The sequence below is a fragment of the Flavobacterium hydrophilum genome (genome assembly GCF_003202405.1).
Lineage (GTDB): Bacteria > Bacteroidota > Bacteroidia > Flavobacteriales > Flavobacteriaceae > Flavobacterium > Flavobacterium hydrophilum.
Window position 1 is genome coordinate 1734708 of record NZ_QJHL01000001.1, and the last position, 22177, is coordinate 1756884.

A 22177-nucleotide genomic window follows, 5' to 3' on the forward strand; every position below is an offset into this window, starting at 1 on the left:
AAGTCAACTTCTAATTTATCATTACCATAGCTCCTTTTAGAACTAATTGTGCACCACCTTGTACTTCGGCATTTAAATTTCCTTTTGCACTATACTGGCTTTGTGCTGTTTCTTTTACATTTATGCCGCTAATAGCAACATCACCCCCTGATGATGCTATTTTAACACCTTGATTTCCCTTGATGTTAACATTTTGATTGGCTTCAATATTTATGTCTTTTGCGCTTTTAATGGTAATCCCGCTGCTAGACATAATGACACTATTATCATTTTGATCTTTAATGGTAATTTGTTTGTCTTTATCACTTACAATTATGGTATTTTTATTAGGAGTGCTCAGCGTCCAGACTACATTTTCATCGTCAAATTCAATGGCAATTTTAGATTTTGAAACAATGGCCTTAATACTGTTCTTTTCATTTGGAGTTAAGCCTTCGTAAGGTTTTAATTTGGAACTGCTATAGAGACTACCTAAGATAACAGGGTATCGGGGGTCTTCGTTTAAAAAACCAATGATAACTTCATCACCTACTTCGGGTAAAAAGAAAACACCGGCACCATTTGTAGAATAAAAATTAGTCAGGCGTGCCCAAATTCCTTCTCCATTAGTATCAAATAAAGGAACAGTTACTAATATTCGGTATTGTGAATCAGGATCGCTGTCTATTTTTTTTACTGTTCCGTTAAAAATGCCTCTTGCACCAGGCAATAATCCAGCCGCAGAAGGAGCCATGACATCAGGTTCTTCTGTAAACCAAAGTGGAGAAAGACCGATACTTATTTCAGTTATCCAGTTTCCCTCGGATAAATCATGAGTAACACTAGAAATAAAATGATCTCCGTTAAAGCGATCACCAATTCCGGCTAAAGTGATATAATTGCCTGGATTCACTAAATTGGTACCTTGAAATTTTGCTTCCCCCTGAATTTTAGAATACTCACTTTTTATGAGTTGTGCTTTTGCCCAATTTGTCAAATCGGCATTTTCAAGTGGGGCAGTGGTTTGTATTTGATAGTCTGCCAAGCCCACTACTTCAGAAAGTTTTTTAGATGAGATATTTCCTGGTCCGGCTACATTATTAGTAGATTGCATAGAAGCTATAGCCTGATTTTTATAATCCCAGGTGTTCGCTTTTACAGTATTTAGTTGTGTAATTGCATTCATTGTGGCATTAAATTGCATCAAACCGTTTCCATAGGATACATTCAAAACAGAAGTTGTATTTGCGTCTGGCGGTGCTACTGTAACAGTTCCGTTAAGGGTAGTAATTAACATTCCGTTGCTTTCAGCACGAGCCATGATATAGTCCCAATCGCTCACATAATATTGCACTTGTTCAGGCCAGCTGGTAGTAGTCGCAGTGACTTTTGCCGTTAACCCTGAATAAGTACCTATGATTGAAGACATTATATCGCTATCTTTCTGTTTACTAAAGGATAAACTTTTTCTGCCTACAATCATTTTTATTGCTTCATCCCTACATTCTACCTCCAGGGCAGAGCCTACAATCTCATCAATACGAATGGACTGGCTTGTAATGATTCCTTGAAAAACAATTTCATTTTTAGAATCATAGCCGCACTCAATGCTTATTTTTGCGCCTGGGATAAAAGTTGACGACGAACTAGCATCGAACTTTCCTGTATTTGCTTCTCCATCAAGGATAGTTATGTTTGCAATTGCAATTCTATTTACAGCTTTATTTATATGTACAGACAGCACATTCAATTCACTAGGAATTGAGGTACCATTAATTTTTATAGTAAATGTTGCTGTGTTTCCAGACGCAATTTCTGTTTGAGTTGCCATTTTATACAGGTTGAATTATTGGAGGAAATATTAATTTTTGTCCTCCTTTTAAGTTTCTAAATTTATTTAGCTCATTATATTGTGCTACTTGTATGTAATAGGAATCATCATTCCAGGTTTCTTCACATAGCTGCGGGAGTGTGTTTCCTTCTACTACACTTATCAGGTGGGTAATGTCTGGCGATTTTTTAGCATCTAATTCCTCTACACTTTGTGGTGAAATATACTCTGAAAAGCCTAATGATAACTTCGCTCTTAAGGGACTTCCGTCGGGTTTAAACAAGGTATATGAGGTATCCATAGACTTTAAAACACCTTTAAAAACAAGACTTTTGCCCCACTGCACTTTGACAAAATTAGGTCGGTGAATCTTACCATTATAAGTATAGATAATACTCTCTAAAGAACTGATTTCCTGATTCATATCGACTCGTTTAGAATCTACTATTCCTGTACAGTCTATTACGATATCAAAGTTTAATTTTTCTACCGGAGTGCTTTTGTATTTTTGAGAAGGAGCGCTGGTATTGGGTGCTTGTTGTTCATTATATTCAATGCCTCTCTGCCATTTAATAGTTTCTGGATTAATCATAACAGTATAGGGTTGTCCTGCGAAAGCTTGTTGAAAATTTTCGTCGGTATATCCTGTTATTTTCATTAATTCTAAACTCGCCCCCATAGTGTTTGTATTTATCTTTTATAGCTATTTTTTTTCGTTCGTTCTGCAATCATTCTTTTACATTCTTCAAGTAATTGTTTTTTTAGCAGTTGAATTTCTGCTTCATTAGCATTGCTGTCTTTGAAACTATCTTTTGATATTATTTCAGTTTTTATAATTAATTCTCTAATTTCTATTGGCATATGCTAAGCAAATAAGTCGGCAATTGAGGTGTCGGGTGTTATGACAAAATAAGTATAGGCTAATTCGATGGATTCTAATACAAGTTCATTTTCTTGGGACTTTAAATCAGAGACAGAATATTTTACGGGATACGCATTGTAAAACGTCCACATTACCGAAACGGTTCCATCAGGATTAAATAAACTTACCGAAACATCGTGTGTTGTTATGGCATTAGCCAGACCTTCGTCCAATGTACTTGCACACCAGTCAATTAATTTAGAACCGTCTGGTATTAGTGCTCTTTTGAGTACAAGGTTTTGACTGGTGGTAATAGTAGGGAGACGATATTTAAATCGATTCTCCCCACCGCATGCTACCTCTTCCATACTCAATTCTTTTGAGATGCCTGATACTTCTTTGAATGCAGCATCTTGACCCTTAAAAGACAGTTCGAAGTAAAATCCTACTGGATAATTATTTGCCATTAGTAATTATTAATTGTTCGTGCGCAATTTCTATTGTATCTACTGCCACTTCATTACCATCTGATTTTAAATCGGTACTTGTAATTTTGGTAGGCCATGCATTGTTCAATTGCCATTGCATAGTTGTTCCTCCTTTTTCATCTAATAGACGAATAATAACAGTTCGTCTTTTGATAGTATTCATAGTTACTTGTGCATGCCAATTCCAAAAACTATTATCGTTTACAAAAACGCCTCGTTTCATAGTAACGTTTCCATATTTTGTAATGCCTGGCATTTTTTCTGTTGAAAAAAGAGGGCTATTACTTTTTCGATATTCAATGATTTGGTTTTCAACATCCATTCCGGATACTTCCTGGAATGCTACTTTTGTTAATTCAGTTCCTAAATCTACTTCAAATCGGAACTTTGGCATGGGCCATGTTGCGCCTTCTACGCTTCCGTCATCTGCTGCCATAATATTTTATTTTTTAAATTGATTATAATTTTGTTTATGTGTTTTTTCTGTCTAGCTAGAAGTAGCCATTTGTTGTTGAAAAGTCAGTACTATAAATTCAGCTGGACGAACTATAGCTACTTTGATAGTAACTTTCATAAATCCATTTAAAATATCTTCTGATGTCATGGTAGTTCCTAATCCACAAGCAACAGAAAAAGCATCTGAAGCCGATGCCCCCTGGAGTCCGCCTTCTTTCCAAATAGTGGTCAAAAAACTTCCAATCATTGCTTTTACAGCTTCCCATGTATTTTTATCATTTGGTTCAAAAACATAAGCATTAGCCGCTAGTTTACATGACTGCTCTAAAAATGTCATCGTTCTTCTAACCGGAAGATATCTCCAGTCCTGACTATTTCCATCTAAAGTTCTTGCTCCCCAAATTAAAATTCCAAGGCCATTGAAAAAGCGAATAGCATTAATCGATTTTCCAGAAACAGCATCTACATTTAGACTACCTTGTTGCGTTTCCGATAAACGAATAGGTAAAGAAGATACTCCCACTATAGAAGTGTTTGCCGGAGCCTGCCAAACTCCCTCTTGGTTATCTGTTGTAGCAATAACTCCAGCCATTCCACCGCTTGGAGGTAAAATATTAGCATCAAACAAGATATGCTTAATCATAAGACTGTACGTTTTGCTGGCATTTATTAAAGCATTGTTATTTTGCGTAACACTTAGCCCTGAAGAAGGATTATTGATGTTAGTCATAATACTTGCCACACTTGGATTTGGATTATCTGCAGGATTCAATAATGCTTCAAGCTGTTTTGTATCACCACCAAATAAATTAGTATAGTCTATATCCTGATTTTGCATTATTGTCGTTCCTATAAAAGGATAATACGCTGTTCCAAAATTTAAACCTTGTGAACCTGTATTGTTTCTAAAAGTTTCAATATCATTTGGATACATGATAGGGTCAGGATTGCGTCCTCCTATAATGTCAAAAATAGCAACAGCTGTTTGCATTTGAGTACATTGCAATAACATTTGTTGCATCAGCGTACCGTTGTTGTCTATAGAAAGTAGTGTTGCTTCCGGGCATATGTACATGGTAGGTTCTTGCTCATTTAAGAGTAAGGATAAACCATTTTGCAAATCAGCTAATTGTACATTTGGATTTACAATTTGATCTCCTGGAGTCATTGGGTTTTTTGAAGGCGCACCATAAGAACCTACAGATACAATGTAGGCATCACCACCGCCATTTTCATAAAACAATTTGATACTATTGTACAAATAATATATAGTATTAGGGTCAGGAACAATAGAGTAATATGCATTATCAATTAGCATATAATCTCCTTTGGTTGGCTGACTTTTTTGTTTTACCATATAATATTCCGGAGTATATTGTTTGGCAGGACTTGCAGGAGGAGCAGGGTCTGGGAAACAATAAATAGCCTGAAATTCGGCAAAAGAAGTGATCTTTTGCGCCACATTTGTGTATGATTTTCCTTCATACGATGCTGTGGGAGTATAGCCAATAAAGGCCGGTACTGCGGTTGCAACAGGGACTACTGAATTAGGAAAGGCATTTAATTCATTAATGTAGACACCTGGTGATTTAATGTTAGACTCAATCATGGTTTTTCATATTTGTTTTTATTAATTAATTATATATACACATACATGGATGACGTAACTATTTTTTCTTTGTTTTCTTCCTCAAGACCTATGTTGTTTGGTCTGGGATTTGGTAAACCTTTAAAAATTGTTTTTCCTTTTTGATTACTGATAGTTGATTTATCTACTAAATCAAATTTGTATTTTGGTATTTCACTCATTTTCATAAAGTTTTCTCCAGATGAAAAAAGTAGTGCTCTATTGCCATTTTGAAGTGTCACAGTTATTGCTTGCTCAAAACCAACAGGAATTTTACTTACTATTTCAGGATTATTAAGCAGAATTTCACTTTTATTGATAATGTAATACCGCCATTGTGTAGCTCTTGATTCGTATTTAATGGCATAATTGCATTCATTATTTGTACTTATCAGCGCTATTATATCTTTAAAATAAATTTTTACAGAACCAATGCTGACCGAACCACTATTAGGGATGCTCGCAGCGGTTAAAACTATTTTTTGATTTTCATAGACCGTATTGGAACTTGTATAAATAAAACTATTTGTCCAATTTGTTGGCAGTTCTGTATATAATGTAAAGTTGGAATCCGATGAGGTGAGATCAAATTCAAAACAATCCTGTTCGCTATTGGCTTGTATATAATTCAAATAGTCTGATATGTTTTTAGGAACATTGCTATAAAACTCAAAGGCATTTTCATTTCGATTTATTTTAAACCCATATCGATTAATAGTATTTGCTGTAGCCTTATTGGGTTGGATTTCAATACATTTACATGTTCCTTTTTCAAAATATTCATGAAAAACCTGTATTGAAAAAACGATATTGTATTGGCTATTCATGATGCTTTAGTATTAATTATTTTCAGTTTTATTAATGGCAGGAGTAAAGCTTTCGTTGTCAAAAGATTGAATAGTTATCAAACGTGCTTTATATACTATAGAGGGTTGGTATTTAGCCCCCATAGCTGTCCACAAACTGTGCATCTGATTATAATTTAACTTTTCAATTTCAAATTCGAGTTTGTTTAAATTCTTTGGTATATTCGAAAAAGATGTCGCATCTAACACTACATGAGATTGAAAAAATTGAATGACTGCATTCAAAAATTTTAATGACTCATTATAATCATCAAAATTGGATGTTATTAACAGATCTAAATTAAATCGTTGGGAAGGATTTAAATCACCATAACTGCCATTGACCAATTTTTGATTGCGAACATAAAATGGCTGTAATGTTTCCTGTTCTATATTGATTAAGCTTACCACTATTTTGTTTTCATTCTTTGGAGGTATTGAACCATTAGAATCTATAATATTGTTAAGAATAACTTTGCTTTCATCCAATTGAAATTTATTCCTGAAATATTGATCAAGAACATTAATAGTAAATTGAAGAGATTGCATTAACATAGAGTTCTGTTTTATCTTTATTAAATCAAAAAAATACAGGTATTGGCTTAATTATTAATAAAGTAAAATTAAACTTGTTCTTTCGATTTGTGAAAAATCAAGCATATACTTTTTGTGTACATGCTATAAAAAAAGAGTGTTTTTTTGTAGACAAAATGTAGACAGTTTTTGTTAATGCAAATGAAACATAGCATTTATTCCATTTTTTTTCTTTGTTTAAAAAATGAAATATAAGCTAGTTGCTATTTCTTTTGGAGATTAGATAAAATCAGGAGATAAAAGTTTCATCCAACTTTAATGATTAGCAAAGTAGTTGAATGATTTTTTAGATTTTTTTGAAATTTGATTACTCAGGGAGTCATCTCTCAGTCAAGGAGAAAAAAATGAAGTAAATTTTAATTTTCAGCCATACTCTGAATTTTTTCTAAGCTTAATTCAGAATCTAATAGCTGCTTTTTGAATAGTTTAGGATACTGTTCTTAAATAGGTGATAATGTCTTCTTCTTTTTTAAGTGTCAATTTTTTCTTTAGACGATATTTATGAGTTCTCACACTATTTTGGTTGATTCCAAGAAGATTAGTTATATCATTATTACTCATATTCATTTTGATATAACAACAATACTTTAAATCTTTTGAACTCAAAGAAGGGTGTTTTTGCGCTAGTTTTACTAAAAAATTCGGATTTGCCTGTTCAAAGTAAATTTTAAAATCATCCCATATTTTAGTGTCATTTGCAACTGTTTTTATAGAATTTACAATTGAGATTAATTCTTTCCGGGTAGAATCATTCACATTAGGATAAAGGTAGGAGATACGGCTTTTTACTTTTTGTAATACTTCTACTTTTTGATCAAGCTCCATAACATAATGGCTTAATGTTCTAGTATGATTTACAATGTTGTTTTGCAATGCTGTCTCTGTAAAGGTATTCGCTGTGTTTGTTTGTACCTGATTTTTTTTTATTTTAAAAAGAGAGTTTATCCTGTATTTCAAAAAATTAGGATTATTTATAAGTTTAAATGGATACGAGAAAATAGTGCAGTTTTCGGACCAGCAGTTAGATTCACATTCATAATTTTGAGTAAGACATAAAATAGGAATTTCTATTTTATTTAAATTAAATAGACTATCTTTTATGATAAGTTGATTTCTTCTAAAGCACAAAATAATTAAGTCAGGATTTAATGATTTTATAGTGTTAAATAAATCAAAAGCTTTTAAAGCAGAAACAGTAGAAACAGTAGAATCAGTGATGGTAGATACTGTGCATAATACTTGAGTTAAAATCATTGTATCATCACATCCAATCAATATTGATTTCTTTTCATGCATTTCTTTAGATAGTATTTGTATTAAATGACTTATATCCGTTTTTTAGTTTGATTTTTATGATCAAACACATAAAAATCTAATGCTCATTGTAAATTTAGTTTTCAAGTGTATTACTTTTAATTTAAATGTCATTAACAAGAGTTTTTATGTCATGAAAGTAATTTAGTTTTTGTCAAATTTTATGATCCATCAGGCTTTTCCATAAGTTTAGAAATTCCTCTATTGTCAGATTACCAAGTCATCTTACTATATTATAAAAATTTTCAATATAGTCTTGAATTGATTTTTCGGCTTGTTTTCTGTTTTTATATTTGATTATAACATACCAGTTCAGTTTTCAGCGTTTTTGATAAAACGCTCAGCCACTGGCAGTAACCAAAACTGCACCGATTCTGCACCTTTTACTTTGGGTACTTTTAAAAAGAATGCAAAAAGGTCTTAAAAGAAAAAAACCAGTAAATCGTTGGATTTACTGGTTTAAATTAATTTTTTTTAGTCTTTTTAAATAAATGAAAAAGATTAGTTTTTCATTCTTTTGGACTTTCCGTGGGGAGAGCAGGATTCGAACCTGCGAAGTTCACACAGCAGATTTACAGTCTGCCCTCGTTGGCCGCTTGAGTATCTCCCCGATCTCAGCATTGTTGCGCTTTGTTGTTCTAAGCGGTTGCAAATATAGCAACGTTTTTGGTGTTTGCAAACAAAAAATGAACTTAATTTTAAGTTATTTTTTAATTCATTGGTAGTGAATAAAATAATAAATGAGATTTTTGAAAATTTTATATTTTTAAGATGCTCTTTAGGTAATTCTTTGTCATTTTTGCCGCAATAGTTGAGGTCAAAAATAAAATTAAGCGTTTGATCTTGTATTTTTCCTGATTAGATATTAAGTTTTTTTTGCAGAAAATATCTGTTAATAATTAAAGTAAGGTATATAGATCTTAAATAGGAGGAGTTTTTAGCTATTCACAGAAAGCTTTTTTATAAAAAAAACTTTTGAATTTAAACAAAAGTTAATTTATTGAATTAACCGTATTTATACGTAAGAATAGTGCTTTTTATTTTAAAAAAATCAAATTTTCAATAAATATAATAAGAAAAAAACGAAAACAAGATTATCTAACCCGTTCTTTTCCTGTATTTGATCGGTTTTTTTATGTCATTTATCGAGTAAATTTCCTTTAGAATTGGTTTAAACATATTTTAGTAATATTAAAATGATTAATATTTTAATATAGAACATCATGAAAAAAATATTACTTACATTAATAATAGTTATATCAGCAGATATATACGCCCAGATACCAATTCAGGAATTCAATTTTAACGGAACATTACATAATACAGAAAATACAATATCTTTTACAGGAACAGAAAATTATGTAGCAGATAGAATGGGAAATGAAAAAAGTGCACAAAGATTAACAAATAAGGCCTTAGAAGCTGTAATTGATAATCTTCCGCAAAATGACGCTCCAAGAACTGTGACTATTTGGGTAAAAATGAATGACATATCATCTCCAAATTATATTTGGGGATATGGTTCAGCTTATAACGCTCAATATTTTGGACTTCTACAGCAAGCCACAACAACTCCAAATTCTGATTTAAGTTTAGCGGGATGGGGCGCTTCAAATGACCTTATAGTTAATATTCCTTTAAGCAAAGACAAATGGTATCAATATAGCGTTGTTTTTGATGGCAGTATTTCAAAAACATACAGAAATGGTGAATTATTAAAATATATAAAGGGTATGTCGCGTGATACGCAAGGAACAATATTCCGTTTAGGGGAAATTAATACAACAATAGGAATCAATGCTGATTTTGATGATTTGAAAATTTATAATGTCGCCCTGTCTGATCAGGAAATATCTGAATTATATAATGCTTCAAAACAACCTGTTAATGTTGCAGATTCAAAAGAAAACACTGTTACTAAAAAGGAAACTGAAAAAACAAATTCAGAGACAGTAGCTTCAATTACAAAGTCCACCGCCTTAAATCCAAAAAAAGTAGAAATATTCTCTCAGGGTCAAAAAGTATTAAGTAATAATACGCAGGAAATAAATATAAATCAGCTTCCAGAAGGTACATATTTATTAAAAATCACCAATTTACCAACTAAAAAAATTACATCAAAATAAAGTTTTTACCAGTAAACTTTTTTTTCGGTATGTATGTTGAGAGAACAAGAAAGGCTATTCTTTACGAATAGCCTTCCTCTTTTTTATTCTAGTTTTAAAAAATTGTAATTAAAAAAAAACAGAAATAAAATAATCTTTAATTTAATGTATTTTAAAAAGTAAAAATTTTACGAATTTTAAGATTTACTTTTTCAACGTATGTCTTTTAAATAATCAACTCAATTATTTCAAAAACAATCAATCAATTTCACGGCTGACCCTTTGGTTTAGTACTATATTTATAGAAAGTTTTCAATTTTAATTCTCATTTTCGTAATCTTCTTTAATAAACTGAATAAACAATTCTACTATTTAACCCTCGGTGTTACTATCTTTTTCTTGTAATTGAAACATATGAATAAATCATTTGCCCATTGTTTTTTGTTTTATAATTAAAAACCATAAAAAAATGAGCGACAAGTTTTTTAATTTTTCTCAAAAAAAGTCATTTTTTAGGTTAATAAATCAGTGAAAGAAAATCAATCTTCAAACCAATAAATAAAATGTATCTTATTGATTTGCAGTATGTAAAATTACTTATTTTTTTTCAAACCCAAGTGTTAAAAAGTGTTATTTTTTATTTTTACCATCCAAATGTTTCCTGAATCCGGTTCAGAAAAAAGACTTACAAAGAATTGAGTAGGTAAAAATGTAAAAATGGTTTATTTTTACACTATAATTATTTAAAACAAAATAAATAGAAATATGGATTGGATAACGGCCCGAGAATTTGAAGATATAACCTACAAAAAATGTAACGGAGTAGCAAGAATTGCTTTTAACAGACCTAATGTTAGAAATGCTTTTCGCCCAAAAACAACCTCCGAATTATATCAGGCTTTTTACGATGCTCAGGAAGACACTTCAATAGGAGTAGTTTTGCTTTCAGCAGAAGGTCCTTCGACAAAAGACGGAATATATTCTTTTTGCAGTGGAGGCGATCAAAATGCACGTGGGAATCAGGGTTATGTTGGAGATGACGGCCAGCATCGATTAAATATACTTGAAGTACAACGATTGATCCGCTTTATGCCAAAAGTAGTAATTGCTGTTGTCCCGGGCTGGGCAGTTGGCGGTGGACATAGTTTACATGTGGTTTGTGATATGACACTTGCCAGTAAGGAACATGCTATTTTTAAACAAACTGATGCTGATGTAACCAGTTTTGACGGTGGTTACGGATCTGCTTACCTGGCTAAAATGGTAGGACAGAAAAAAGCACGTGAAATTTTCTTTTTAGGAAGAAATTATTCTGCTCAGGAGGCTTTCGAAATGGGAATGGTCAATGCCGTAATTCCGCATGACGAGTTAGAAACCACTGCATACGAATGGGCTCAGGAAATCCTTCAAAAATCCCCGACTTCTATAAAAATGCTAAAATTTGCCATGAACTTAACTGATGACGGAATGGTTGGCCAACAGGTTTTTGCCGGTGAAGCAACCCGTCTTGCCTATATGACAGAAGAAGCAAAAGAAGGAAGAAATGCCTTTTTAGAAAAAAGAAAGCCTAATTTTGGCGAGAATAAATGGTTGCCATAAATTAATAAAATTGTTTAAGGTTTTAAGTTTAAGGTCATACGCCGTTATGTAAAAACCTGAAACTTTAAACCTGAAACCAAAAATAAACAAAAAACAGAATGAAACATTGGATTGAAGCCGCCAGATTGCGCACATTACCCTTATCAGTTTCCGGAATCATCGTAGGAAGTATTTACGCTTTATCAAACCCGACAGAAACCATCAATACCCCAACAGAAGTATTTAGCTGGAAGATTTTTGGATTTGCACTTTTAACAACGCTTGGTTTACAGGTTTTATCCAATTTTGCGAATGATTACGGAGACGGAGTCAAAGGTACTGATAATGCTGATAGGGTAGGGCCTCTAAGAGCTATTCAGAGTGGTGTAATTACGCCGCAGGCTATGAAAAAGGCCATTATAATCACTGCATTATTAACACTTTTATCTGCCATTATACTAATCTATTTTGCTTTTGGAGAAAATAATTTTGGATATTCAATCTTCTTTTTATTACTCGGAATTGCAGCAATTGCTTCAGCTATTCGTTATACAGTTGGTAATTCAGCTTATGGATACAGAGGTTTTGGAGATGCTTTTGTTTTTGTATTCTTCGGATTGGTAAGTACTTTGGGGGTTAATTTTTTATATTCAAAAGAAGTTGATCCGCTTTTGATTTTACCGGCCATTTCAATTGGGTTATTAAGTGTTGGCGTTTTAAACCTTAACAATATGCGTGATGAGGAATCAGACAGAAAATCAGGAAAAAACACCATTGTAGTTCAGATTGGCGGGCCAAAAGCAAAAATTTACCATTTTTCTATAATTATTACAGCCATGCTTTTGGTGATTGTTTTTGCAATTTTAAGCAATTATAATTTCGATCAATATTTGTTTTTGCTGGCTTACATACCTTTAACCAAACATTTAATTACGGTTTCTAAAAATCAAAACCCTAAGCTTTTAGACCCTGAATTAAAAAAACTGGCACTTAGTACTTTTTTACTTTCTGTATTATTAACCATTTGTATGATATCCTTGATTTCTGATATTATTGTAAATCTATTTTTAGGAGGAAGATAATTGTTTCACTTTAAAATTTTATAAAATGAAAATTACATTTTACGGTCATGCATCTTTAGGAATTGAAGTAGGAGGAAAGCATATTATTGTCGATCCTTTTATTACAGGAAATCCGTTAGCTTCGGCTATTGATATAAACACATTAAAAGCCGATTATATTTTGCTCACCCATGCACATGGCGACCACGTCCTGGATGTTGAGGCAATTGCAAATCGCACAGAAGCCACTATAGTTTCAAATGCCGAAATTGCCAGCTATTATGCCAAATTAGGTTTAAAAGCACATCCGATGAACCATGGCGGAAGCTGGAATTTTGACTTCGGAAAAGTAAAATATGTTAACGCAGTTCATTCCAGTTCATTTCCTGATGGCAGCAATGGAGGAAACCCGGGAGGTTTTGTTATCGAAGGCGAACATAAAAACATCTATATTGCAGGCGACACAGCCTTAACAATGGATATGAAACTAATTCCGATGCGTACGAAATTAGATTTGGCAATTTTACCAATCGGAAGCAATTTTACAATGGATGTTGAAGATGCCATTATCGCTTCTGATTTCATAGAATGTGATAAAATATTAGGGTATCATTTTGATACTTTCGGGTATATCGAAATCAATCATGAAGAATCTATCCGTAAATTTTTCGACAAAGGAAAAGATTTGATGCTTCTCGAAATCGGGGAATCAATCGAACTATAAAAGCATAATAAAAATAAGGAGCTATTTCCTGCTGTACACTATATCTTTTATGCCTCCCGATAGCTATCGGGACCGGCATAAAAGGATGCCGTTCCCATCAGGGCTAAGGCTTTAGTTTTCATAAGAAATTCCATATTTTTTTTGATCTCTATAATCAGTGACAAAATCCAAAATAAAACAAAAACAATGTCTAAACAATTCGAATCATTAGGAATTTCAGCACCAATTTTAAAAGCATTAAACGAATTAAACATTGCTGAGCCAACAGAAATTCAGCAAAAAACAATTCCGCTGCTTTTATCTGAAGCCCACGATCTGGTAGGTTTAGCAAAAACAGGAACAGGAAAAACAGCTGCTTTCGGATTGCCATTACTACAATTGATTGACACAAGATCTCCCATTGTTCAGGCTGTTATATTAGCACCTACAAGAGAACTTGGACAGCAGATTTTTAAGAATCTGCAAAATTTCTCAAAACATATTTCAAACATTTCAATTGCAGCAACATGTGGCGGCATCCCGATAAAACCTCAAATTGAAAGACTCACAAGTCCAACACATATTGTTGTCGCAACACCCGGACGCTTAATTGATCTGATTCAGCGAAAAGCAATTGATTTAAAAGAAACCCAATATTTGGTTTTAGATGAAGCGGACGAAATGGTTTCAATTCTAAAAGAAAGTTTAGATGAAATCATTGCTGAACTTCCTAAAAAACATCGTACTATTTTGTTTTCCGCTACATTGCCAGGAACCATTAAACAGCTAATTCAAAACTACTTAAGCAAAAATGTAGTTCAGATAAGTGCAAACATGGAAACGGTTGGAAACCAGGGAATAGATCATGAATATATTGTAGTGGATCCAATTGAAAAATTAGATATTTTAATGCACTTTTTAAACTCAAAAGAGGGAGAACGCGGAATTATTTTCTGCAAAACCAAAGCTGCAGTTAATAAATTAGCTAAAAACCTCGCTATAAATCGTTTTTCATCAGGAGCACTTCATGGTAGTTTATCACAGGGCATTCGTGACAGAATTATGGAACAATTTCGTGAAGGACATATCAATATTTTAGTAGCAACCGATTTGGCCGCCAGAGGAATAGATGTAAAAGAAATCTCCTATGTAGTAAATTATCATTTGCCTGATACTTACGAAAACTATGTTCACCGAAGCGGAAGAACGGCAAGGGCAGGAGCAAAGGGACTTTCTTTAACTGTTTTACAGCAAGAAGAAGTGATTGAAATTCCTGAATTTGAAAGAGAATTAGGTTTGAAATTTACTGAATTCAAAAAACCTTCTGTTGTAAGTTTAGAAGAAAATAATACACTTTTATGGGCGAAACAAATCTTCAAAACCAAACCAAATCACGATATCTCAAATGAATTAAAGACAAAAGTCAAAACTGTTTTTCATCACCTGACAAAAGACGAATTAATTGAAAAATTAATGGCAAATTACGTTTTACAAAATAAAGTTGAAATAACTGAAAAACCTGCTAAAAAGTTTAAAAAGTAGATTTATGCTAATGGTAGTGTAATTCTAATTTAATCAAAACATCTTAGTATTTAGAGATACAAAAACATTGAAAATGATTAATAATATAGACATAAAGAAGATTTCGATTAAAGAAATTGATCAATTGCAGAAAATTGGAAGGCAGACTTTTCAGGAAACATTTTCAGAATCAAATTCTGAGGACAATATGAAAAGCTATCTTGAAACAGGATTTTCCAACGAAAAACTAACAGCCGAGCTTACAGATGAAAATTCTGAATTCTACTTTGCAATTTTGGAAAACAAGGTAATTGGTTATTTAAAAATAAATTTTGGAGTATCACAAACCGAATTAAAAGATAATAAGGCTCTTGAAATAGAACGTATTTATGTATCAAAAGAGTTTCACGGAAAAAGTGTGGGACAATTACTTTATAATAAAGCGATAGAAATAGCAAACCATAAAAAATCAGAATATGTATGGTTAGGTGTTTGGGAAGAAAATCAAAGGGCAATAAAATTTTATGAGAAAAATGGTTTCGTCGAATTTGACAAACACATTTTCAAATTAGGAAATGACGAGCAAACAGATATTATGATGAAGCTACAATTGACCAAATAATGCTAAATTCATAGAAAGAAATTCAATTCATATTAGTTTTATAATTTTAAAAATAAATCTCAAAGATGAGTTTGTACTTGAAATTATTAGTGTTAAATTTATAAAGTAATGTAAACAGAATATTTTTTGCACAAAAGTCTTAAATACAATATATTATGAATATAGTCATCATTGGAGGTGGTTTCGCAGGGTTAAATCTCGCAAAAGAACTTCTCAATCATCCTGAAATACAAGTAACCCTTGTAGATAAAAACAATTACAATTTTTTTCCACCACTTATATATCAGGTTGCTACGGCTTTTTTAGAGCCTTCAAGTATCAGCTATCCTTTTAGGAAGTTTTTTGCAGGTAAAAAAAACCTTCAGTTTCGTTTAGGCGAACTATTATCTGTTGTTCCCGCAGAAAATAAAGTGATTTTAAGTAATGGTGAATTATCATATGACCATTTGGTTTTTGCAACAGGCGCAGAAACAAGTTATTTTGGTATGGAAAATGTAATGAAAAATGCCATTCCGATGAAAACCTTAAATGATGCCATCGTAATGCGAAATACATTGCTTAAAAATCTGGAAAAAGCAGCAATTTGCAAAGAAATCCGTAAACGCCGTAAATTATTAACGATTGTGGTAGCAGGTGGAGGACCGACAGGAGTAGAGGTTTCAGGTATGTTTGCAGAAATGCGAAAAAACATTCTATTAAAAGAATATCCAGAATTAGATACTACCGCAAGTAATGTTTATTTAGTTGATGGAGGAGATGCGTTGTTAGCACCAATGAGCGAAGCTTCTCAAAAAGATACTTTGGAAGCGCTTACAAAATTAGGTGTTGTTGTTAAATTGAACAGCAAAGTAACTGATTATGTAGATGACACCGTATATTTTGAAAATGGAGAAACAATTAAAACCAAAAACTTAATATGGGCTGCCGGCGTTACTGCTAAAATTTTTGAAGGAATGCCAACTGAAAGTTATGGCCGTGGAAGAAGAATGGCTACTGATGCTTTCAATAAAGTGAATGCTACAGAAAACATATACGCTATTGGTGATACTGCTATATTAACCGCTGATAAAAATTTTCCTGACGGCCATCCGCAGGTAGCACAGGTTGCAATTCAGCAAGGTGTAAATCTGGCAAAAAACTTTAAAGCTTCAATTCAAAATAAACCACTTAAACCTTTTATATACAATGACAAAGGATCAATGGCTATTATCGGTAAAAATAAAGCCGTAGTAGATTTACCGAGTCCTAAATGGCACTTCAAAGGATTCTTCGCCTGGATCATCTGGTTATTTATTCATTTAATTTCGCTTATCACCTACAGAAATAGATTAAAAACCTTTTACAATTGGATGATAGCCTATTTCGCAAGAGATCAATCACTTAGAATGATAATCAGACCAGACAAAAAGCAAGCATAACTCGAAACCGGATTTCAAAATCCGGTTTTTTTATATCTAAAATTGTTTTTGTTACTCAGAAACCACAGGCTTTTTATTTATATTTGAACAAAACTATTTATGAAAAATCTTTTTTTGCTACTCGTATTAATTTCATTAAAATCATATTCACAGCATAATCAATTTACAGGAACCTGGAGTAATGAAAATTGTAAAGATTGTAAAAAAGAGTACATTTTTACCATTAAAATTGCACAGTCATATTATCAGATTTTTGGAATTGCAGAAGTTATTAGCGATAATAAAGAATTAAATTCCGGAACTATGGATATTTCAGGATACGTCTACAGACTTGGCGATAAAGCTCAAATAAAATTCAAAACCAAAGACGGGCATTCTGCAAGTGGCGTTTTATATGTAAATGAAGGAGCTTTGCAATTTTCAAAAAGAAGTGGCAATGATTTAATTCCTAAAGAAATTATTTTAGATAAATTATATTGAAACATGTTATCCAGAGTTTAATTTGATTTGTATTTTATTAAAATAATTAATGACCAGCTAAACCATCATTTCCAGAACCAGAAGACACTTCGATTTTTTCTTTGATAAAACTTTTTCCTATATTCAAAATAATAAATGCCAAAATGGTTGTTGCAGTCATGATAGCCACCATTGGAGCTACTGAATTTTTAACAAAAATTCCGACAGCAAAAGATGCCAAAGCCCCTAAACCAAGCTGAATAGCACCCATTAATGCAGAAGCACTTCCTGCATTTTTAGCAAAAGGAGCCAATGTAAGTCCTGCAGTATTTGGATTTGAGATACCTAAACATCCTAAAAATAAAAACAGCATTCCAATTGTTTCATTCAATCCCAAAAGATTATTCAAAGAAAGAATTAAAAAAACAATACTTATTACTGATTGAGCTATCAAAGCACTGAATATCATTTGTTCACTGGTAAACTTCTTTAATAAAACTGAATTTAATTGACTTGATCCAATAAAACTTACAGACATAAAAGCAAAAATCCATCCATATGTTTTGGCGTCTACATGATAAATATCCATAAAAATGATAGGAGAGGCCGCTACATATGAAAATAATCCAGAAAAAGCTACAGCACCGGTAAATGCATAAGTAAAAAATTGAGGTTCTTTCAACACTTTTAAAAAGTTAGAAATGATTGGTTTAGGTTTCAGCGAAATTGAAGTATCAGGCTTATAAGTGTTTGGCAAACCTATTTGTGACGCCGCCAGAATCGCAATTCCCATGCACATTAATATCAAAAATACGACATGCCATCCATAATCTTCAGTTACATAACCACCAATTGTTGGTGCCAGCATTGGAGAAAGACCAAGTACAAGCATTAATAAAGAAAAAACTTTAGGAATATCTTTTACAGGAAATAAATCTCTTACCATTGCAACTGAAGCCACGGTTGCAGCACAACTTCCAACAGCCTGAATAAAACGCAAGAATATAAAAGCATCAATACTTGTAACATACACACATCCTAAAGACGCTAAAATATAAACCAGCAAACCAGCAAACAAAGGTTTTTTTCGCCCAAACCGATCTAATAAAGGCCCATAAAGCAATTGTCCAGCAGAAATTCCAATAAAATAACTTGATAAACTCATGGAAACTTTTGCAACAGTCGTGTTTAAATCTGCCGCAATTCCCGAAAACCCTGGCAAATACATATCAATTGAAAAAGGACCAAGTGCTGTTAAAGAACCTAAAATCAGAATAAGTTTAATGTATTTTTTTGTTGTCATTTTATTAAAATATTGCTTAAAATTTCGTTTAAAGATAATAATTCACTACCTTGTTTGGAGTAATAATTTTTTTTATGCAAAAAATGGTTATTATATAAGTTTTCAAAAATGTTTTGAAACTTTAATTTTTAAAATTTAAATTATGAAAAAATTCACTTTACTATTAGCTCTTATTTTTACAACAATTTCATTTGCTCAAACAATCACTTCAAAACAAGAAGATGCAAATGTAGCGCAATACGCTTTGCTTACAAAAGTAAATGAGTATTATCCAGACATTACTTTAAACAAAACAATCACGAATTTTTATGCTGATGGCAAAATAATTGATTCACAACAGCAGTTTAACTTAAAAGGAACGAAATTTTCCAGTTATAAATTAGGTATTGAACCAGATAATAAAAAATTATTATTTGAATACATATCTGCTGAAGCAGGAAAAGTTTATGGAGATATTACAATTTTTAAAGGAAATGCATTACGAACAACCTTTTACGAAGAAAAAGGCGAAATTGAAGTTTCCCTAAATGGTAAGGCTGTGTATTCTAAAAAGCTTTAAAAAACTCAGTTCATTAAAAAGCATCAAAATATGATGCTTTTTTTTATTGACTCCATTTGAACTATAATTTATATTATGTAAAATAGAAAATTTAATTATTTCAATAGTCCTCATTATTAATCTTCACCGGACAAATAAATATACACTAATAGAAATTTTATCAAATAAAAAACATTAAAGACAAGATAATGAACAAAATAGAAAAAATTAATCCTTACATTGATCAAAATTTTAAGAGAAAATTAAGAATTGCATAAAACAATTGTTTTACCATTAGAATATGAGATAGTGATTTATTATTTTATTATTTTTACATTTGACTATATTAAATTTACTATGAATACAATTGCTGAACATATTGCGGATTTTTTAAAAGAATATCCGCCATTTGATAATTTGACATTTCAGGAACTCTTTAATATTGCAACTAATATCCGTGTAATAAATTTAGAAAAACATGCCGTGTTGTTTCAAAATAACGATGTACTTCATGATAGTTTCTATGTGGTATCCTCAGGAATCATTAATCTTACAACGATTGCAGATGCTGAAGAAACAATTATAAACAAATGTCATGAAGGCGATATTTTTGGTTTACGTCCATTTTTTGCAAAAAACAATTATATGATGACAGCAAAAGCACGTGAAGAAAGTATTGTTTATGCAATTCCTATTGCTGTTTTTAGACCATTTGTGGCAAATAATTCAGACGTTTTAAATTTTTTACTGGAGAGTTTTGCGATTAATTCACGTCATACGAAAGACAATGTAAACTCTTCTAATAAATTGATTCCTGATAACGGATTTTATTCGGATACACAATCAGAAATGCAATATATCCAGTCCCTCAGCTATAATAATTCACCACTAACAACTACAGCAGATAAAATTGTAAAAGATATTGCCATTTTAATGACGGATTCTATGGTTGATAATATTGTTGTTTGTGAAAATAACAATCCAATAGGTATTTTAACGGATGCTGATTTATCTTCAAAAATTGCTACAGGCCGTTACCCAATTACAGAAACAATAGATAAAATTATGTCGTCTCCTGTCGTTACTGTTATTGAAAATGTTTCTTTGGCAGAAGCACAATTATTAATGTTAAAACACAACGTGACGCATTTATGTGTTACTAAAGACGGTACAAATAAATCCGTTGTTAAGGGAATTATTTCTGAACATGATTTAATTGTAGCTCAAGCCAGTAACCCTGGTGTTTTAATCAAAGAAATTAAGAGGTCGCAATTACCAAAAGATTTAAAACAGATTCGGGATCGATTATCTGATTTAATTCAGAACTCAATTCAAAAAAACATTACGATTTCACACGTATGCAATATTGCCAACGAAATTAATCTCGCACTGATAAAAAGGGCTGTTGAATTAACTATTTTAGATCTGGGCTCCCCTCCTGCCCGTTTTGCATGGCTAAGTATCGGAAGTCAGGGAAGAAAAGAACAACTTTTACTTACCGATCAGGATAGTATATTGATTTTTGAAGATGTAACACCCGAAAAATACAGAGAAGTAAAAGATTATTTTTTAAGATTAGCCAAAAGAACTACATCTCTACTAGAAAAGGTAGGTTATGAATATTGTCCAAATGGACATATGGGAAGTAACATGTTGTGGTGTAAATCGCTGACTGACTGGATAAAACAATACAACAGCTGGATGAATACTCCAGGTGAAAATAGTAATGATTTAAGCAGTATTTTCTTTGATTATGAAATTGTTTTTGGTGAACCAAAAATTGAAGAAGCTATTGAAAATGTCATCTTTCAAAATGCAATTAATAACCCATTATTTTTTGACTTTTTAGGAAATGATGCTTTAAAAAAGAATTCTCCTTTAAGTTTTTTCAAAAAATTCATTTTAGAGGAAGAAGGTCCTCATAAAATGAAATTTGATATTAAAACAAGAGCATTAATGCCTCTTATTGACGCTGCGAGATTATTAATACTAAGTTCAAATATTAAAGGAATAAAAAACACTTATTTAAGATTTAAACAGTTAGCTATTTCAGATTCTAAAAATGCTGAGATATACCTAAGTTGCGCGGAAGCTTTTTTGACCTTATTAAAATTCAGGACAGTTGAAGGATTGAAAAATGACGATTCCGGCCAATACATAAATATAAAAGAATTATCTAAAACAGATAAAGAGAAATTAAAAAATGCATTAACTCCAATGCGCGATTTGGAAGAGTTAATCAAGAGTAAATTTCAACTTACACAATTTTCGTAATATGCTCGACTGGCTTAAAAATATCAATAAAGAATATCCTGATTTTTGGAAAAACTACCTTAGTAAATTTGAAACTAAACCAAATAGATATGTAGTAATATCAACAGAGACTTCAGGGCTAAACCCGATAAAAGATGTTATTTTATCTTTGGGCTCTTTTGCAATTGTTGATGACAGCATTATAATTCAGGATAATTTCGAGGCAGTTTTATTACAATATAAATATCTACATGATAACGGCTTATCTAACGAATTTATAATTGAAAGCAAAATGAAAAAGCTTAAGGAAAATGATGCTCTTCAAACTTTTATAGATTATTTAGGAAATGCAGTTCTAGTTGGCCATCATATTAATTTTGATATCGAAATGATAAATGCTGCATTAGAAAGACAAGACTGTGGCCGATTAAAGAATGAAGCGTTGGATATTGATGTTATGTATAGGAAATTAAATGATATTAATGACAAGCAATTTTCTTTGGATGATTTATGCGAAATATATAAGATTCCAAAAAGCGACAGAAATTCATCTGCAGAAGAAGCCTATAAAATTGCTCTGTTATTTTTAAAACTAAAATCCCGATTAGGAATTAAATAAG

The 22177-nt window shown here is 31.9% G+C and carries 21 protein-coding genes and 1 tRNA gene; 11 read left to right on the plus strand and 11 right to left on the minus strand.

Translation table 11 applies throughout. The features are described 5' to 3' along the window. Positions 1-10 precede the first annotated feature (10 nt). From vgrG to DMB68_RS06640, 10 genes are all read right to left on the minus strand, one after another. Positions 11-1810 carry a type VI secretion system tip protein VgrG gene (gene vgrG, locus DMB68_RS06600; protein ID WP_110345828.1) on the minus strand — a complete coding sequence of 600 codons (1800 nt, stop codon included), beginning with the start codon at positions 1808-1810 and terminating at the stop codon, positions 11-13. A gap of 1 nt (position 1811) precedes the next feature. Next, positions 1812-2489: a CIS tube protein gene (locus tag DMB68_RS06605; protein ID WP_196783684.1), complete on the minus strand. Its 678-nt coding sequence runs from the start codon at positions 2487-2489 to the stop codon at positions 1812-1814. Between the two features lie 11 nt (positions 2490-2500). After that, positions 2501-2671 (minus strand): DUF5908 family protein, encoded by a 171-nt coding sequence (locus tag DMB68_RS23345; protein WP_165830103.1) that lies wholly within the window; start codon positions 2669-2671, stop codon positions 2501-2503. A gap of 3 nt (positions 2672-2674) precedes the next feature. Continuing rightward, positions 2675-3139: a phage tail protein gene (locus tag DMB68_RS06610; RefSeq protein ID WP_110345829.1), complete on the minus strand. Its 465-nt coding sequence runs from the start codon at positions 3137-3139 to the stop codon at positions 2675-2677. Further along, positions 3129-3596, minus strand: coding sequence for a phage tail protein (locus tag DMB68_RS06615; RefSeq protein ID WP_110345830.1), 468 nt, complete (start codon positions 3594-3596; stop codon positions 3129-3131). The genes DMB68_RS06610 and DMB68_RS06615 overlap by 11 nt, the downstream gene beginning before the upstream one ends. A 51-nt stretch (positions 3597-3647) precedes the next feature. Beyond that, positions 3648-5225 (minus strand): phage tail sheath family protein, encoded by a 1578-nt coding sequence (locus DMB68_RS06620; protein ID WP_196783685.1) that lies wholly within the window; start codon positions 5223-5225, stop codon positions 3648-3650. Between the two features lie 29 nt (positions 5226-5254). Beyond that, on the minus strand, positions 5255-6070 hold the full coding sequence (locus tag DMB68_RS06625; protein ID WP_110345831.1) for a hypothetical protein: 816 nt from the start codon (positions 6068-6070) through the stop codon (positions 5255-5257). Between the two features lie 12 nt (positions 6071-6082). Continuing rightward, entirely contained in the window at positions 6083-6643 is a 561-nt protein-coding gene (locus DMB68_RS06630) for a DUF4255 domain-containing protein (protein ID WP_110345832.1), read from the minus strand. A gap of 465 nt (positions 6644-7108) precedes the next feature. Continuing rightward, complete coding sequence (locus DMB68_RS06635; protein WP_110345833.1) at positions 7109-7978, minus strand: helix-turn-helix transcriptional regulator; 870 nt, start codon at positions 7976-7978, stop codon at positions 7109-7111. Between the two features lie 547 nt (positions 7979-8525). Continuing rightward, positions 8526-8606 (minus strand) — tRNA-Tyr (locus DMB68_RS06640). Positions 8607-9219: 613 nt separating this feature from the next. Between DMB68_RS06640 and DMB68_RS06645 the strand changes: the two genes are divergently transcribed. The 8 genes from DMB68_RS06645 (at position 9220) to DMB68_RS06680 (ending at position 17484) form a co-directional block, all read left to right on the plus strand. Then, positions 9220-10122, plus strand: a complete 903-nt coding sequence (locus DMB68_RS06645; RefSeq protein ID WP_110345834.1) for a LamG domain-containing protein — start codon at positions 9220-9222, stop codon at positions 10120-10122. A gap of 744 nt (positions 10123-10866) precedes the next feature. Then, positions 10867-11700, plus strand: a complete 834-nt coding sequence (locus DMB68_RS06650) for a 1,4-dihydroxy-2-naphthoyl-CoA synthase (RefSeq protein WP_110345835.1) — start codon at positions 10867-10869, stop codon at positions 11698-11700. Positions 11701-11798: 98 nt separating this feature from the next. Beyond that, positions 11799-12761, plus strand: a complete 963-nt coding sequence (menA, locus tag DMB68_RS06655; protein WP_110345836.1) for a 1,4-dihydroxy-2-naphthoate octaprenyltransferase — start codon at positions 11799-11801, stop codon at positions 12759-12761. Positions 12762-12786: 25 nt separating this feature from the next. Then, positions 12787-13464, plus strand: a complete 678-nt coding sequence (locus DMB68_RS06660) for a metal-dependent hydrolase (protein WP_110345837.1) — start codon at positions 12787-12789, stop codon at positions 13462-13464. A gap of 186 nt (positions 13465-13650) precedes the next feature. Continuing rightward, positions 13651-14985 carry a DEAD/DEAH box helicase gene (locus DMB68_RS06665; protein ID WP_110346379.1) on the plus strand — a complete coding sequence of 445 codons (1335 nt, stop codon included), beginning with the start codon at positions 13651-13653 and terminating at the stop codon, positions 14983-14985. 76 nt (positions 14986-15061) lie between these two features. Continuing rightward, positions 15062-15586, plus strand: a complete 525-nt coding sequence (locus tag DMB68_RS06670; RefSeq protein WP_110346380.1) for a GNAT family N-acetyltransferase — start codon at positions 15062-15064, stop codon at positions 15584-15586. Positions 15587-15741: 155 nt separating this feature from the next. Beyond that, positions 15742-17004 carry an NAD(P)/FAD-dependent oxidoreductase gene (locus DMB68_RS06675; RefSeq protein WP_110345838.1) on the plus strand — a complete coding sequence of 421 codons (1263 nt, stop codon included), beginning with the start codon at positions 15742-15744 and terminating at the stop codon, positions 17002-17004. Positions 17005-17103: 99 nt separating this feature from the next. Then, positions 17104-17484, plus strand: a complete 381-nt coding sequence (locus DMB68_RS06680) for a hypothetical protein (RefSeq protein WP_110345839.1) — start codon at positions 17104-17106, stop codon at positions 17482-17484. Positions 17485-17530: 46 nt separating this feature from the next. Here the strand turns inward: DMB68_RS06680 and DMB68_RS06685 are convergent, their stop codons facing one another. Further along, complete coding sequence (locus tag DMB68_RS06685; protein ID WP_110345840.1) at positions 17531-18766, minus strand: multidrug effflux MFS transporter; 1236 nt, start codon at positions 18764-18766, stop codon at positions 17531-17533. Between the two features lie 142 nt (positions 18767-18908). Here DMB68_RS06685 and DMB68_RS06690 point away from each other — a divergent pair, with 142 nt between their 5' ends. From DMB68_RS06690 to DMB68_RS06700, 3 genes are all read left to right on the plus strand, one after another. Next, positions 18909-19325 (plus strand): hypothetical protein, encoded by a 417-nt coding sequence (locus DMB68_RS06690; protein WP_110345841.1) that lies wholly within the window; start codon positions 18909-18911, stop codon positions 19323-19325. A gap of 336 nt (positions 19326-19661) precedes the next feature. Further along, the gene (locus tag DMB68_RS06695) at positions 19662-21578 is read left to right on the plus strand and encodes a DUF294 nucleotidyltransferase-like domain-containing protein (RefSeq protein WP_110345842.1); all 1917 of its coding nucleotides are present in this window, start codon (positions 19662-19664) and stop codon (positions 21576-21578) included. A gap of 1 nt (position 21579) precedes the next feature. Next, a complete protein-coding gene (locus DMB68_RS06700; protein ID WP_110345843.1) occupies positions 21580-22176 on the plus strand; it encodes a 3'-5' exonuclease in 597 nt (198 codons plus the stop codon). Position 22177 lies beyond the last annotated feature (1 nt).